Below are 15,480 nucleotides of genomic sequence, written 5' to 3'. Positions count from 1 at the left end.
ATGACACCAGCCACATCATCGCCGACACCAGGACCGAGGTCACAGAAAGCAGTCGAAGAACCGTCAGCGAACGCCGGTGACGAACTGCGCCCGGGCCAACTCCGCGGCCCCGATCATGCCTGCTGCCTCACCGAGTTGAGTACTGCGAATACGCGCCAGGGGGCGATGCCCCGCACCGGTCACCAGCTCCGCGTACTTGTCGGTCGCGCGAGCGAGGAACTGACTCGACGACGTCGCCACTCCACCGGCCAGCACGATCAGATCGGGGTCGTACACGTCGCTGACCATCGAGAGCCCGACGCCGAGCCACTGCGCGAAGTCCTCCATCGTGCGGCGGGCGATCGAGTCACCCTCGTGCGCGGCACTGGCGATTCGGCGGCCGGTCAACGAACCCGGGTCGAGGAACACCTCACGTGCCAGCGTCGTCGAGGACGCCGGGTCCGCCGCCAGCAACTCGACTGCGGTGTCCACCAGAGCGGTGCCGCTGCAGTACCGCTCCCAACAACCGCGCTTGCCGCAGGGGCACGCACGGCCGTCCGGCACGACCTGGATGTGACCGAGTTCCGGTGCGACACCGTGGCTACCCCGATAGATCCTGCCGTCGATCAACAGGGCCGCGCCGATTCCGGTGCCGATGGCCACCATCACCACGTTGCGCCCCCCGGACGCCGCACCGAAGCGATACTCGGCCCACGCCGCAGAATTGGCGTCGTGCTCGAGCAACACCGGCAGACCGATGCGCATGCTCATCTCGGTCGCCACAGGGGTGTTCACCCACGGCAGATGTGGGGCGAAGAGAACCGTCGTGCGATCGGAGTCGATGAACCCGGCGACGGCGAGCCCGACGGCCGCGATGTCGTGTCGCCCGGCCAGCTCCTGCACGGCCCGATCGAGACCGCGTTCGAGCGCACGCGCAGTGTGCGGAGTGGGAGCGGCCGTCGAATCGAGGACTTGCCCGTCCTCGTCGACGACGGACGCGCGCAGGCTCGTCCCGCCCACGTCGATTCCTACCGTCAGTCGCTGGTGGTGGCGCTTCATTCGTTCATGCCTTCCTCGCCCGTCCCCCGCGCGGGCTGCACCCGAGTCGCTCCGATCACGGACGCTCCTGCTCGTCCGAACGCGAATTCTTCACTCGAACGGTAATCGGAACGAACGAAGCGGGACGATCGCCCTGAAGTTTCGTGTCGATCGACACGTCCGCGACCTCCGCGGGGTCCGAGGGGACACCGGCACTACCGGACCCGGGCTCGGGCGCAGTCCCCGGTGGCGGCGAGGTCGGCGGAGCCTGCGCTGCGGAGTGCGTCGCCCCGGAGGTCGTGTGATCGGCCAGCAACTGACGCAACAGCGCGATCACCACGGCGCTCTCGGAGGCCACGAGCTCGACGAGATCGTGGCGCTCCCCGCGCACCAGTGCCGCGAGAGCGCAAACCGGACACCAACTGCATCCCTGGCGGTCACGATCCTGCTGCGTCTCGGCGACGCGACGCAGGATCGGCTCGAGTCGCGTCAGCACGGTCTCGGCCAGGGCCAGCAGGTCCGCCCCAAGCTCGGAGTGGTCCGAGGTCATCGCGACACCCCGGCCGTCGGGGTTGGCGGAGTCACAGCGGCCACACGTCGGGGTTCGGACGAAAACGCACCACCAGGCACGGTCCGTCGAGTTCGGCGGAGTCGGCCACGCACCGACGCAGCACCGACGCCAATCTGATGCGCCGTCGCCTCCCGTCGGCACTCACTATCAAGTCGTCCTCCACTCGCCCCAGGCCCAAGGTCGTCGAATCCACCACCGGCAGCAGCATTCTCATCGCGTACACGGATTCGAGTCCGCCACCCGACTCGAGCACGACCGAAGGCTGCTCACCCCAGCCCGGCGCGCGCCGTTCGAGGGAGTCCGGTTCGAGGCGATCGGCCACATCTTGCAAGGGCCCCAACCCTACCGGTTCACCGGGAGCCTGCTCCACCTCCACGATCGGCACGGTACCGATGCGTCGGCGCAGCTCGGCGACCGCGTCGAGCTGCGCCGCCCGCCACCTCTCGAACCAGAACACGGCCGGATGAGCGCCCACCAGACCGACCGACGATGCGTTGAGCTTCGGCAGGATTCTGTTGACCAGCACACGATCGATTCTGATTCCGAGCAGAGCAGCTGCCGACAGAGTTCGTTCCGCGTCGACGATCGAGAGCTGTTCGGCGGTGACGACCACGGTCGCCCCGGTACGGTCGGCGTCGGTGATCAGGGACCGGACGGAGTCGATCTGCGCGAGGATTCGCTCGATCATCGCCACCACGAGAGTGAGCCGCACATCGGAACCGGTGCCGGCGACCATCCGAGCGTGCAGAGGCCAGATCCGCTCGACGTATGCGGCGACGGTGTCGGGCAACTGCAGGGTACGTAAGGCATCCGCCGATGCGGGAAGGTCGACTATCACTGTGTCCCAGCGATTCTCGTCGGCAAGACGGCCGATCTCGTGCATGCCGAGCAGCTCTTCTAGTCCCGGGAGACCGAGCAGCTCCTCCGGTTCGATCGCCCCGAAGCTCACCCCGTGCTCGTGTCCCGCGGACGCCACGGCCAACAGTGAGCCCAATCCCCGGTACCGGGCTTCGAGCAGCCTCAACGTATCGATCTCGAGGATGTCGAGGCCGGGTGCGATCGAACGAACACCGGACGCATCCTCGACCTCGGCGTCCCCCTTGAATGCATCGGCGAGCGAGTGAGCCTGGTCGACGGACGCGATCAGAACCCGTTCGCCGGCCTGGGCGAGTCGTAGCCCCGACGCAGCCGCCAGCGTCGTCTTACCCGCACCACCTTTGCCGAGGAACAGCAACACCGTGGTGCGGGCTTCGGTGCGAGCTTCGCTCAGCCTTCGACCCGCTTCTTCAATTCCTTGAGTGCAGTGTCGGTGATGACCTTTTCTGCCTTGCGCTTGAACAGACCGATCATCGGAATGTTCAGATCCACGGTGAGCTCGTACGTCACGTCGGTGCCGCTGCCGGTCTCCTTCAACGTGTACGAGCCGTTCTGCGATTTCTGCATTTCGCCCGATACGAGGTTCCAGGAGACCGAATTGCCGTCGGCTGCCCAGTCGTATTCGAGCTCGTAGGTGTCTTTCACCATCCCGGCGTCGAGCACGAACTTGACCCGCTTGCCGCGGCCGTCCGCACCGACCTCGAGGACCTCGACGGATTTCGCGGCCGACACCCACGTGGGGTACGCGTCGAAATCGGCGATGACGTCCATGACCCGGCTCGATGGAGCTTCGACGACGATCGACCTCTGGGTTTTCTCCGCCATGACTACTGGTCCGCTTCCTCTCGGGTACTTCGATCAGCTCGGTTCGCTTCGGTGCCGCAGAACTCGCGCAGGCCTATCTCACACGATCGATCCGCGGACGCACAATGCGAACCGGCCGACCGTACCGCGCGGTTCATTCGCGAGCTGAAGTCGACGCTACGTGGTGGGGTGCTTCACCTGCAGACCGACCGGCCTCGAGCTCTCGCTTGAGCTCGAACGTCATCGCACGTCCGGCCACCCGCCGGGCATGCTGGTGCGCTGCCACGTCGGCGTCCGCGGCGGGTTCGGCGTGCAGGAAGTAATGGACGATCACCCCGTCCAGCGCGGGCTCGAGCCACAGCTCCATCGTTCCGACCACACCGCCGCGCACTGCCCAGCGGATCCCCTTCTCACCCCGGTCCTCGGTGATCGTCAGGTTCAGATCCGGCCACCATCGACGCCACCGCGCAGGCGACGCGAACGCCTGCGCCACCCGCACGCCGGGGGCGGCCACGAATGTCTGATCCGCAACTTGAATACTGCTCATCGACAGAGCTTCACACATCGGGTCGGGGGCCGTGCGCGTCGAGGCGTATTTCGACGCCGGGAGCCCGGGTCTAGAGTATCTGTGAAGCCGAGCTATCGACTTTCGTTCTCCCCAAGTTCTATCCGGAGGTAATCCCGTGCGCGAGTTCACCGTCGCCGCCAAATACGCCATCGCGGACACCGACTCGGCTGTCGATACCGTCTTCGCTCGCGCCCGCACCTCGCCCGACGCGGTGGTGTTCCGACGCACAGTGAACGGACAATGGATCGACGTCACCGCCGCCGAGTTCGAGCGCCTGGTGGTGGGGGTGGCACGGGGTCTGATCGCCGCAGGCATCGAGCAGGGCGATCGGGTCGCACTGATGTCGTCGACGCGATTCGAGTGGTCGGTAGTGGACTACGCGATCTGGGCCGCGGGCGGTGTGACGGTGCCGATCTACGAGACGTCCTCGGCCGGTCAGGTCGAATGGATCCTCGAAGACGCCGAGCCGGTCCTGCTGATTCTCGAGAACGACGCGCATGTGCAGGAGACGAAGTCCGTTGTGGCAGCAGCCCCGTCGGTCCGACAGACGTTCGTCATCGCGAACTCGGCGGGCACCGACGCAGTGCAGGCACTGCTCGACGGTGGTGCCGAAGTCGCCGAAGACGAGGTGCACCTACGGGTTTCGAAACTCGTCTCGTCCGACCCGGCAACCCTGATCTACACCTCGGGAACCACCGGTCGGCCCAAGGGCGTCCAGCTGACCCACGCCAATCTGCTCGCCGAGTCACTCGGGATTCGTGAGACGTCGCTGAAATCGCTGATGACACAGGGCCGCAGCACGCTGATGTTCCTTCCGCTCGCGCACGTCCTGGCACGCGCAGTGTCCATCGCGTCGTTCGACGCCGGGGTCACCATCGGCCACACCAGCGACATCCCCAATCTCGTCGCGACGTTCGGCACGTTCCAACCGGACTTCATCCTGTCGGTTCCGCGAGTGTTCGAGAAGGTCTTCAACACCGCCAAGCAGAAGGCGCACGCCGACGGCAAGGGAAAGATTTTCGACCTCGCCACCGAATGCGCAGTGGCATGGAGTGAAGCGCAGGATACCGGAGGTCCGGGAATCGTGTTGCGCGCCAAGCACACCGTGTTCGACAAGTTGGTGTACGGCAAACTGCGAGCAGCGCTCGGCGGCAAGTGCGAACTCGCGATCTCCGGCGGAGCGCCCCTCGGTTCCCGGCTCGGCCACTTCTACCGGGGCATCGGTGTGACGATCTACGAGGGCTACGGACTGACCGAAACCACGGCGGCGTTCGCGGTCAACACCATCGGATTCCAACGCGTGGGCAGCGTCGGGCGTCCACTGCCCGGCAACACCGTGCGCATCGCCGAGGACGGAGAGATCCAACTCCGCGGACCGGTGGTGTTCGACGGCTACTGGCGCAACGAGACCGCCACCGCCGAGTCGCTGGACGAAGGCTGGTTCCGCACCGGTGATCTCGGTTCCGTGGACGACGACGGCTACATCACGATCTCGGGACGCAAGAAAGAACTGATCGTCACCGCAGGCGGCAAGAACGTCTCACCCGCCGGGTTGGAAGACCACCTGCGGGCGGGTGCACTGATCAGCCAGGCCGTCGTCGTGGGCGATCAGAAGCCCTTCATCGGCGCGCTCATCACCCTCGATCCGGACGCGTTCGATCGCTGGAAGTCCGCACACGGCAAGGCCGCCGACGCCACCGCGGCGGATCTGCAGACGGACCCCGAACTCGTCGCGGAGATCGACGCCGCCGTCGCCGACGCGAACAAGTCCGTCTCGCATGCGGAGTCCATCAAGAAGTATCGACTTCTCCCCCACGACTTCTCGGAGGAGAACGGCGAGCTCACTCCCACGATGAAGCTCAAGCGCAACGTCATCACCAAGTCGTACTCCGACGAGATCGAGTCGATCTACTCCCGTTGAGCCGTACTGCCTAGATCAACGAACGCAGCTTCTCGGTCAGCACGTCCCAGCGCCATTCCGCGTCCACCCAGGCGCGGCCGGCGTTGCCCATCTGCGTCGCCAGCGTGCGATCGGACAGGATTCGCACGATCGCGTCGGTGGTGTCCGAGACGGACGTGCCGTCGACGACGAGGCCGGTCTTGTTGTGCTGCACCGCTTCCGGCGCACCCCCGGACATGCCGGCGACTACGGGTACACCGCAGGAAGACGCCTCGAGGTAGACGATGCCGAGACCTTCGACATCGAGACCGGCACCTCGGGTTCGGCTCGGCATCGCGAACACGTCGGCGATCGTGTGGTGGGCGGCGAGCTCCGCCGACGGCACGGTACCGGTGAACACCACGTGTTGCTCCATGCCGGTGGATCGGACGAGCTCGCGCAGAGTCTTCTCGTACGGCCCGCCGCCGACGATCACCAGAACCGCTCCGTCGACGGCCCGGCGGATCCCCGGGAGCGCCCGGATCAGGACATCCTGACCCTTGCGCGGAACCAGCCGGGACAGGCACAGAACGGTGGGGCGATCACCGAGGCCGTAGCGGGCACGAAGTTCCGCTCGCGCTGCGTCGTCGGGCACGAAGCGATCGGTATCGACACCGGGCGGCAGATGTTCGAGGGCGGCGGTCCGCCCGAACGCCGAGCTGAATCGCCCCCGGGTGTACTTGCTGACGTAGGTCACCACATCGGTGTTCTCGCCGATCGTGCGCAGGGTCGCCCGCCCGCCCGGCACCATCGACCATCCGACCTCGTGACCGTGTGTGCTCGCCACGATGCGATCGGCCCCGGCCTTGCGCAGGTACGACGACATCACTGCCAACGGAGCCGACGCACCGAACCACACCGAATCGCAGCCTCGGGACTTCAGGATTCGAGCCGCACGACGCGCGACGAGCGGAGTCGGCAACATCAGGGTCGTCGGATGCCGGATCACCTCGAAAGGCTGCCTGGCATCGAACTTCTCGTGCGAGTCGCCGCGCCAGCGCGGGGCGTAGACCACCAGCTCGTCGGCCGGCAGCTGCGAGGCGAAGCTGTGCAAGTAGGACTGAATACCACCCGGGCGAGGAGGAAAGTCGTTCGTCACGAGCAGGGTACGACGCATGGCGTCAACCGTAGCGCCCCGTCTCAGCGGGCCTGGCGAGCCACCCAGTCACCCCACGAGGACACGAACTGTGCCCGGTCGAGTCCCAGCACGGACTCGAATGCAGAATCGGTGGGGCTCTCGGACGCGAGCGCTTCGTACAGGGAACGCAGGGTCGACTCCCCGAACCGGTCGGCCACGAATGCGAACACCGACCAGGCCGATTCGTAGGCCACACTCGACCGGGCACCACCGGCACCGAAGTCCTCGTTCTTCGGCAGCACCGTCGGCGGCCCACCCGCCGCCACGATCGCCGCGAGAGTGGGTGCGAGTTGCGCGAACTCGGCACCGGACCCTCGATACCCGGAATAGTCGGCGAACCCCTCCGACACCCACAACTCCGTACCGTCGGACGTCCTCGCCCTCGCCGCCACATGTGTCAACTCGTGCCGCAGAACCGAGCGCACGGTGAACGGCGTCAACCTCGACGCGGCGTCGGGACCGAACACCACCCGCTGACCCGTCGGACGGGAGCCGTCGGCCGCCACCGCGTCGGACACCGTCACCGCAGCCACGTCGGTGGACGGATCGGACCCCGTCAGTTCGGCGAACTCCTCCGCCGAGGATGCGACGAAAACCAGCCCGTCGCGCGCCCAGTCGTCTCCCCAGAAGTCGGTGACGGCCGCGATTGCCGACGGAAGTTCGGCCGCCAGGTTCTCCACGAACCGATCGCGGTCCGGATGACCCATGACCACAGATGTCCCGGCTGCAGTGGCCACCGAACGCACGGTGAGAGGGCCGAAGTCCCACGGCCCACGCCAGGTCTGGCGTCGATACTCGGTCAGATCCGCGTCGTCGACCAACCGCCATCGACCGTCCCGCTCGGCGACGACGAGTGAGACCGGCCGACGCGTCGGCGATGCGTCCGGGCCGGTGATCGCGTATCGCAGATACACCGCGGGTGCCCAGACATCGGTGGAATCGAGCGCCGCTGCGATCGACGGCGGCACCGGGGTCTCGGGCTCGTCGCCCAGGTCGTAGCCGAACTCCGCGAAGGGGACGCCGGGTACCACTGCTGCCCGGCGCAGCTGCGCTTCGACGAAGCCGGGGTCGGCCTGCGGATCCATCACATCGCGCAGTGCGTCGAGATCACCGGAACGAACCGCGCGCGCCCACTGGTCGAGGAGGACGGTCACATCGGCGCGGCGCTGCTGATCGTAGGTCGGCGGGTCCTGGCCGACGGTGACCTCGGCGGTCCCGGCCGTGGGCGGGCCGTCGAATCGGTGAATCAGGACGACCGAGACGGCGACCACCACGACGACCACGACGACAAGCCAGCGCCGCCATGACGATCGGAGGATGACGTGCAACCCGGATGGTCGGTTCGAGGTGCTCATGCCGCCACTCGTCGATCGTCGAGACACGACCTCAGTATCGACGCGCCCCGTAGTACGGGAACGATGCCATCGACTGCACCTTCACGGGCACACCGAATGTGGAGGCATGCAGCACGTTGCCGTTTCCGGCATAAATTCCGACGTGTGAGATGTCCGGATAGAACAGAACGACGTCACCGGGCTGCAGATCCTTCTGATCCACCGGAGTTCCGCCCGCCGCCTGCGCCTGACTCGATCGCGGCAGCGTCTTGCCCACCTGCTTATAAGCCCACACGACCAACCCGGAGCAGTCGAAGCCATCCGGACCGGTTGCGCCCCAGACGTACGGCTTGCCGATCTGCGTGAGGCCGGCCTGCAGCGCACTGGCTCCCGATCCCGGCGTCAGGTTCTGCAGAATCGAGGACGGGTCGAACCCGTCGGGCAGGGTCGAACCGGCCAGAGACAGTTGCTCCGAGGACGAGAGCGCACTGTAGGCGGCCATGACCTCGGCTATCTGTCCCTGCAGCTCACTCTGCTTGGCCTGGAGATCGTCGCTGACGGCCTTGGCCTGCTCTGCGACGACGCGTGCCTGTTCGGCGGCCGTCGTCGCGGCCTGCTCGGCCGTCTCTGCATCCGAGCTGGCCTGCTTGAATCGGGCGACCTGGTCGGCGGTCTCCGCCGAGATCACGTCCAGCGCCGACATCTGGTCGAGCAACTGCTGTGGTGAGTCGCTGACCATGACGGCGAACAGTCGGTTGGTCCGCGCGCCCTGGTAGTTGACGTTGGCGACCTTGTCCATGGCCGGTTTGAGCTGCTCCAACTGCGCCTGCGCTGCGTCCACGGCGGCACGGCTCTGGTCGACGAGGGCCTGAGCGTCGAGTTGCTGCTGGTTCTTGGCGTCGAGATCGATCTGAGCATCGTGCAGAGATTCGGTGGTCTGCTCGGACTGGCGAGAGAGCTCGGCGAGTTCGGTCTGCGCGTCGGATGCCGAACCGAATCCCGGCTGCGCGGTTGCCGTCGTCGTCGGCACCACGGCGATGCATGCGGTCAGCGCGAGCGCAACCACCGAGTTTCGGGCCGTACGCAACGCTCGGGTAGATCTCGATATCGCCACGGAAAGCGACTCTCCGTCCTCACAGATGTTGCCTCGACCGAGGCAACGGTTGGAAAAGTAGTCCGAAAACGAACCATACCCATGCTCTTAAGGGCGCGGACGTGAACACGGTCCGAAATCGACGGGGGTTCGAGGTGACAGGTCACAAAATAAACATCGACCAGGTCTCGATCAGATTACGAACTGGATCCTTCCCTGTCCACCGAACCGGCGTGTCGCGCAGTCCGTGTCCGGATACGCCGACAGGGCCGAGCCGATGAACGGCTCGACCCTGTCGGTCGGTTCACAACGAGCATCGATCGCTCGAGTCAGTAACGGCGAGCACCGTCGAACGGCATCGAGTCGAGCGGGGCAACCTTGACCGGCACGCCGGACGTGGATGCGTGCACGACATTGCCGTCGCCGACGTAGATGCCCGAGTGCGAGCCGTCGTAGAACGAGACGACGTCGCCGGGGGCGAGGCTGTCGCGCGAGACCGGAGTGCCTGCGGCGGCCTGGTCGTAGCTCGTACGAGGCAAGCTGACGCCGGCCTGCTTGTACGCCCACTGGACGAGGCCCGAGCAGTCGAACGAATCCGGACCCGAAGCGCCGTACACGTACGGTGCTCCGATCTTGGATTCTGCGGCCTGAACAGCCTTCGCCGCCGGGGTGACCTGCGGTGCCAACGGCGCACCCGGCGCGGGCACACCCGGAAGGTTGAGGGGAGGAAGGCCCGGGATGTCAGGAATCTCGAAGGTTCCGACGCCGGGAATGGTGAGGGGGGCCGCCATTGCGGGTGCAGCGGGAAGAACGACCACGCCTGCCGTGAGCGCTCCGGCTATGAGGACTCGCCGCAATGTTCGGTTGGAAAGTTGTGACGCCACGAAAGATGGTGCTCCGTTTCTTCCTATCGTCCGCCGACCGAGTTAGCTGACGGGTTCGGGCTGGGAAGAGCAGCCCTACCCACCGGCCACCGTGTGGTGGCTCAGCGGGATTCACCCCAGTAGATATCGGGTTCCCGGTACGAACACTCTCGCGAGTGAACGATTAGGCGGTGACTTGCGACGCCACTCCGGTTTGGACTGGCGAGACTCCGCAAGGTCTCAGGAAGGTTACGAAATGGCATACCCCCGTGTCGACCCCAACTCGCCGAGGAGAGCGAATTCGGCTCGATTCTCGCTAGCCGGCGCGCTGATCCCCCGGTGTGTCACGAGTCGATAACAAAGGAACCTCGGCGATGTCGTCGTCGTTCACCACGAGCTTGAGAGTGGGCACGAGACCGACATCGGCGAGCACCCCCATGGCACCGAGTTCCTCCTGCTCGAGAGTGATACGAGACGGCGGACCGACCCGCCGTCCGTCCGACCCGGACGGCATCCCCGGAGCCCCCAGAAGCACCGTCACGACGCAGTCCGCGCAGGCGATGTCACGGACCAGGCAGTCACTGCAATCGATGATCATTGTGATCCTTGTCTCTTTACGGTTTCCGGCGGCCGAATCGGCCGACTCAGCGAAAGATAGCGACGGGCACCGACAGGTTCCGTGACACGACGACGTTCGACGGCGCGATGAGCGTTCTTGTCGGAGGTCGGCCCTAACGTCGTCCCGGTGAGCCTGCCCATCCAGCTGACGTTCGACGAACTCGACACCCCGCTGCACGAGACGACGTTCGTCGTCGTCGACCTCGAGACCACCGGCGGTAGCGCGGACACCGAGGCCATCACCGAAATCGGGGCAGTCAAGGTTCGAGGCGGCGAGATTCTCGGCGAGTTCGCCACGTTGATCGACCCGGGCAGGTCCATTCCGCCGTACATCGTGGAACTGACCGGCATCACATCGGCGATGCTCATCGGTGCGCCGCGCATCGAACGGGTTCTGCCCGGTTTCCTCGAGTTCGCACGAGGTTCGGTACTGGTGGCGCACAACGCCGGCTTCGACACCGGATTCCTCAAGGCCGCCGCGAGCCGTCTCGACATCGCGTGGCCACGGTTTCAGGTGCTGTGCACGGTCAAGCTGGCTCGCCGAGTTCTGACGCGCGACGAAGCTCCGTCGGTGAAGCTGTCCGCACTGTCGACTCTGTTCCGATCCGGCACCAGGCCTACCCACCGTGCGCTCGACGACGCCAGGGCCACGGTCGACGTTCTGCACGGCCTCATCGAACGCGTGGGCAATCAGGGAGTCCACAGCTACGCCGAGTTGGTCGACTACCTACCCGCGGTGTCGGCCGGCCAGCGCGCCAAACGCGGGCTGGCCGCCCATCTTCCCGGCACACCCGGCGTCTATCTGTTCCGCGGCCCGTCCGACGAGGTGCTGTACGTCGGTACGTCCAACAACCTCAAACGACGCGTGCGCAACTACTTCACCGGCTCGGAGACCCGAGGCCGGATGAAGGAGATGGTCGCACTGGCCACCCGCGTCGACCACGTCGAGTGTGCACACGCGCTCGAAGCCGGAGTCCGCGAGCTACGTCTGCTCTCGGCGCACATCCCGCCGTACAACCGCCGCTCGAAGTTCCCCAGGAAAGGGTGGTGGATCACCCTGACCGTCGAGGCGTTCCCTCGCCTGTCGATCGTCCGCACCCCGGCACCGAACAGTCTCGGACCGTTCTCGGTTCGCGGTGACGCCGCAGAGGCCGCGGCGCTCGTCGCGGAGTTCTGCCGCCTGCGTACGTGCACTCGCCGTCTGGCCCGCTCGGTTCGACACGGTGACCAGTGCCCGGCGACCGACGTCGGAGGCTGCCCAGCGGCACTGTCCGGCCCGTTGACGGCCGACGAGTACTCCGATGCCCCGACGCAGTTTCTCGCGCTGGTGTGTGGCCAGGACGACGCCGTTCTCTACTCCATGCGCCGCCGCGTCGCCGAGCTCGCAGACAAGGAGCTGTACGAGACGGCTGCCCGTCTGCGCGACAGAATTGCGATCACCGTCGATGCACTGCGCCGGATGCACCGATCGGCAGCAGTGGCCGCCATTGCCGAACTGGTTGCGGCGAGGCGCACGGCCGACGGCGGGTGGGAGTTGATCGTGGTGCGCTTCGGCCGGCTGGCCGGCGCTGCCGTCGCGCCGCGGGGAGTGCATCCGATGCCCGTCGTCGATGCCATCACCGCGTCGGCCGAAACGGTGGTGCCCGATACGACCCCGCTGCGCGGCGCGCCCCCGGAGGAAGTCGGACTCATTGCGGCCTGGCTGCGCACGGACGGAGTCCGGATCGTGCGCACGAGCAGTGGGTACTGCAGCCCGGCACGGTCGGCGGGTTCGTGGGAGTCGTGGTGTCGGACGGCGAGAGAAGCCGCGAGGGCAGGAGTGGAGCCTGCGGAACGACTGTTCAGCTCAGGAGTGGGACCTGCGGAACGACTGTTCAGCTCAGGAGTGGAGCCTGCGGGACGACTGTCGGGGTACGGCAGCAACTAGGGTCTGGGGGTAGCTCGCGTCGGACACCGAGCTCGAGATGCTTGAGGAGCGCACATGATCAATGCCATCGTCTTGATCGACGCCGAGGCCGACTTGATTCCGGAAGCGGCGCAGGCCGTTGCGGATGTCGACGGGGTGTCGGAGGTCTATTCGTGTGCTGGTGATGTCGATCTGATCGCCATCGTGAAAGTTCGTGATCATGCGTCGATCGCAGAGGTCATCACCAAGCACATCAATCGTGTGCGGGGGGTGCGCAGCACCACCACTCACATTGCGTTCCAGTCCTATTCGAGTGCCGATGTCGAAGCCGGGTTCTCGATAGGCGAGTAGCCGCGCTCTTCGTCAGCCGGCGAGTTCGGTGGTGCATCGACCCCAGTCGGCGAGTAGCCGTGCTGCTGCACCGGAATCGATTGTTGTTGCGGCAGTGGCCAATCCGGCTTCGATTCGGGCGTGGAGGTCGTCGGACACGCCGTGGTGCGCTGCCATGGCTGCGGCGGCATTGAGCAGTACGGCGTCGCGGACGGGGCCCTGTTCTCCGGCGAACACTCGGTGCGCCACTGCTGCATTGAATTCGGCGTCTCCACCTCTGAGAGCTTCTATGGGCGCTCGGGCGATGCCGTAGTCGAGCGGGTCGATCGTCTCGACGGTCACCGAACCATCGGACACCACGTGCACTGTCGTGGTGGTGGACAGTGTGATCTCGTCCAGTCCGTCGTCACCGCGGACCACGAGCACCGAGCTGCCCCGGGCGGCGAACACGTCGGCGACGACGGGGACCAGGTTCTCGAACGCACAGCCGATCAGGCCTGCGCGCGGGCGCCCGGGGTTCGTCAGTGGCCCCAGCACGTTGAAGACCGTGGGGATTCCGATTTCCTTGCGCGGTGCGGCAGCGAAGCGCAGTGCGGGGTGGTGGATCGGTGCGAAGCAAAAGCCGATGCCGACCTGCTCGACGCTCGACGCGACTGCGTCGGCCCCGAGGGTCACTCGGACCCCCAATGCTTCGAGCACGTCGGTCGTGCCGCTCTTCGACGACGCTGCGCGGTTGCCGTGCTTGACGACTCGGATCCCGCTGGCAGCGACGACGACGGCTGCCATGGTGGAGATGTTGACGGTGTCCGCTCCGTCTCCTCCGGTCCCCACGACGTCGACGGCGTCGGTGTCGGTGTGCACCAGCACTGCGTGCGCCAACATCGATTCGGCGAGTCCGTTGACCTCCGCCGGCGTCGGACCTTTCATCTTCAGCGCTACTCCGAAGGCTGCGATCTGCGCGGCTGTCGCGTTGTCGGCCATGATCTCGTCCATGACCCAGCCGGTGTCGGCGCTGGACAGGTCGGTGTGGTTCGTCAACGCGCCGAGGATTCGACGCCAGGTTCGCGGCTGTTCGTCGCTGATCGCTGCGGTCATGGTGGTTCTGCCGTGCCCTTCTGCCGTCGATGCACTCGGTGCGGTGGAAGCTTAGCCAGACGCTGCGTCGGGCTGCGCGGGCTGCAGTGCGTCCCACCCCAGTACTGCTCCCCCTCGACGCTGAGCAAGGCCGGCCATGCGAGAACGCTCCTGCGAGCAGTGCAGAGCGTCGAGTACCTGAACACGTTGCAGAACCAGCGGCACGCCGCCTTCCACCCGAGGGCGGTAGCCGGTGCTCTCCGGTAGTTCGGCGGCCGGCCCCACTTCGTAGTCGTCCTGAGCCGCAACCGCTGCTGCGTCCTCCAGTTGGTCGGAAGGCAATACGAGATGATGCCGTAGCACCACCTCCGCCGATTCCGTCCACAGCGGTCGGGTCCTCGCTGCTTCGTCGAGCACGGCCGAGCATGCCTGTGCATCGTCGAAGCAACTCGCCACCGTCACGAGGTCCTCGCGAGTGGGGTCCAGACGTTCGGCCGTCGATCGCGAGAACAGTCTCCGAAACCATCCACCTTCGGTGCGCTTTGCCATGAGGCCAGCCTTGCACGACTGGACCCTACCGGCCCGTACAGAGGCTCTGACCAGCACGGGAACAAGGACGTACGCGGATTCGTTCCGACACGACGCGCCAAGAGCGGACCCGGATATGCCTTCCGTACTACGACGGGTCATACTTCTCTTTGTGACGAGCGCTGTAGGGACTCAAGGATCGGCAATCACCCAACGCGTGCACTCGCTGAACCGTCCCAATATGGTCAGCGTCGGCACGATCGTGTGGCTGTCTAGTGAACTCATGTTCTTCGCCGGGCTGTTTGCGATGTACTTCGTCGCACGCGCCCAGGCGAATGGAATCTGGCCGCCGGAGCCGACGGAGCTGAACCTCGCTCTCGCTGTGCCGGTGACCGCGGTGCTGATCGCATCGTCGTTCACCTGCCAGCTGGGTGTGTTCGCCGCCGAGCGAGGTGACGTCTTCGGACTGCGCCGCTGGTACATCATCACTCTGGTGATGGGCGCGTTCTTCGTGGCCGGCCAGGCGTACGAGTACTACCACATGGTGCACGAGGGCACGACGCTCTCGAGCAGCGTGTACGGCTCGGTCTTCTACATCACGACCGGTTTCCACGGATTGCACGTCATCGGCGGACTCATCGCCTTCGTCTTCCTGATCACCAGAACGCTGGTCAGTAAGTTCACGCCCGCGCAGGCCACCGCGGCCATCGTCGTTTCGTACTACTGGCACTTCGTCGACATCGTCTGGATTGCCCTCTTCGCAACGATCTACTTCATCCGCTAGTGACAGTCAGCACACCAAAGATAACGAGCGAACGGAA

The 15,480-nt window shown here is 65.9% G+C and carries 16 protein-coding genes and 1 riboswitch; of the genes, 4 read left to right on the top strand and 12 right to left on the bottom strand.

The genetic code is table 11. The features are described from left to right. Positions 1-63 precede the first annotated feature (63 nt). From CH256_RS13775 to CH256_RS13755, 5 genes are all read right to left on the bottom strand, one after another. Positions 64-1,038, bottom strand: coding sequence for an ROK family protein (locus CH256_RS13775; protein WP_037192841.1), 975 nt, complete (start codon positions 1,036-1,038; stop codon positions 64-66). 55 nt (positions 1,039-1,093) lie between these two features. Further along, positions 1,094-1,567 carry a hypothetical protein gene (locus CH256_RS13770; protein WP_094669861.1) on the bottom strand — a complete coding sequence of 158 codons (474 nt, stop codon included), beginning with the start codon at positions 1,565-1,567 and terminating at the stop codon, positions 1,094-1,096. Between the two features lie 31 nt (positions 1,568-1,598). Next, the gene (locus CH256_RS13765; RefSeq protein ID WP_094669860.1) at positions 1,599-2,825 is read right to left on the bottom strand and encodes an ArsA family ATPase; all 1,227 of its coding nucleotides are present in this window, start codon (positions 2,823-2,825) and stop codon (positions 1,599-1,601) included. 29 nt (positions 2,826-2,854) lie between these two features. Continuing rightward, on the bottom strand, positions 2,855-3,289 hold the full coding sequence (locus CH256_RS13760; protein ID WP_068052039.1) for an SRPBCC family protein: 435 nt from the start codon (positions 3,287-3,289) through the stop codon (positions 2,855-2,857). 133 nt (positions 3,290-3,422) lie between these two features. Next, entirely contained in the window at positions 3,423-3,815 is a 393-nt protein-coding gene (locus tag CH256_RS13755) for a polyketide cyclase / dehydrase and lipid transport (protein ID WP_082898941.1), read from the bottom strand. A gap of 136 nt (positions 3,816-3,951) precedes the next feature. On the opposite strand from CH256_RS13755, the gene CH256_RS13750 reads away from it, so the two are divergent. Continuing rightward, complete coding sequence (locus CH256_RS13750) at positions 3,952-5,757, top strand: AMP-dependent synthetase/ligase (RefSeq protein WP_094669859.1); 1,806 nt, start codon at positions 3,952-3,954, stop codon at positions 5,755-5,757. 10 nt (positions 5,758-5,767) lie between these two features. On the opposite strand, the gene CH256_RS13745 is transcribed toward CH256_RS13750, so the two are convergent. The 5 genes from CH256_RS13745 to CH256_RS13725 form a co-directional block, all read right to left on the bottom strand. After that, positions 5,768-6,892, bottom strand: a complete 1,125-nt coding sequence (locus CH256_RS13745; protein ID WP_068052069.1) for a glycosyltransferase family 4 protein — start codon at positions 6,890-6,892, stop codon at positions 5,768-5,770. A gap of 23 nt (positions 6,893-6,915) precedes the next feature. Continuing rightward, positions 6,916-8,268 (bottom strand): hypothetical protein, encoded by a 1,353-nt coding sequence (locus tag CH256_RS13740; RefSeq protein WP_094669858.1) that lies wholly within the window; start codon positions 8,266-8,268, stop codon positions 6,916-6,918. Positions 8,269-8,299: 31 nt separating this feature from the next. Beyond that, entirely contained in the window at positions 8,300-9,361 is a 1,062-nt protein-coding gene (locus CH256_RS13735; RefSeq protein WP_373454822.1) for a C40 family peptidase, read from the bottom strand. Between the two features lie 308 nt (positions 9,362-9,669). Further along, positions 9,670-10,224: a C40 family peptidase gene (locus tag CH256_RS13730; RefSeq protein ID WP_179272103.1), complete on the bottom strand. Its 555-nt coding sequence runs from the start codon at positions 10,222-10,224 to the stop codon at positions 9,670-9,672. A 16-nt stretch (positions 10,225-10,240) separates the two neighbouring features. Continuing rightward, a riboswitch (cyclic di-AMP (ydaO/yuaA leader) is annotated at positions 10,241-10,404 on the bottom strand. Positions 10,405-10,519: 115 nt separating this feature from the next. After that, on the bottom strand, positions 10,520-10,801 hold the full coding sequence (locus CH256_RS13725; RefSeq protein ID WP_068052086.1) for a hypothetical protein: 282 nt from the start codon (positions 10,799-10,801) through the stop codon (positions 10,520-10,522). A 147-nt stretch (positions 10,802-10,948) separates the two neighbouring features. Here CH256_RS13725 and CH256_RS13720 point away from each other — a divergent pair, with 147 nt between their 5' ends. Then, the gene (locus CH256_RS13720; protein ID WP_094669890.1) at positions 10,949-12,748 is read left to right on the top strand and encodes a DEDD exonuclease domain-containing protein; all 1,800 of its coding nucleotides are present in this window, start codon (positions 10,949-10,951) and stop codon (positions 12,746-12,748) included. A 54-nt stretch (positions 12,749-12,802) separates the two neighbouring features. After that, positions 12,803-13,078 (top strand): Lrp/AsnC family transcriptional regulator, encoded by a 276-nt coding sequence (locus CH256_RS13715; RefSeq protein WP_068052089.1) that lies wholly within the window; start codon positions 12,803-12,805, stop codon positions 13,076-13,078. Between the two features lie 12 nt (positions 13,079-13,090). On the opposite strand, the gene trpD is transcribed toward CH256_RS13715, so the two are convergent. Together trpD and CH256_RS13705 are read right to left on the bottom strand one after the other, a co-directional pair. Further along, positions 13,091-14,152: an anthranilate phosphoribosyltransferase gene (gene trpD / locus CH256_RS13710; RefSeq protein ID WP_094640136.1), complete on the bottom strand. Its 1,062-nt coding sequence runs from the start codon at positions 14,150-14,152 to the stop codon at positions 13,091-13,093. Between the two features lie 51 nt (positions 14,153-14,203). Beyond that, a complete protein-coding gene (locus tag CH256_RS13705; RefSeq protein WP_094669855.1) occupies positions 14,204-14,680 on the bottom strand; it encodes a hypothetical protein in 477 nt (158 codons plus the stop codon). 151 nt (positions 14,681-14,831) lie between these two features. On the opposite strand from CH256_RS13705, the gene ctaE reads away from it, so the two are divergent. Then, complete coding sequence (ctaE, locus tag CH256_RS13700; RefSeq protein WP_037192869.1) at positions 14,832-15,443, top strand: aa3-type cytochrome oxidase subunit III; 612 nt, start codon at positions 14,832-14,834, stop codon at positions 15,441-15,443. Positions 15,444-15,480: the final 37 nt, after the last annotated feature.

This window comes from Rhodococcus sp. 05-2254-6, from assembly GCF_002258565.1.
Classification (GTDB): Bacteria; Actinomycetota; Actinomycetes; order Mycobacteriales; family Mycobacteriaceae; genus Rhodococcoides.
The sequence above is the reverse complement of the archived record's forward strand: the minus strand, read 5'-3'. Positions and strand labels throughout refer to the sequence as shown.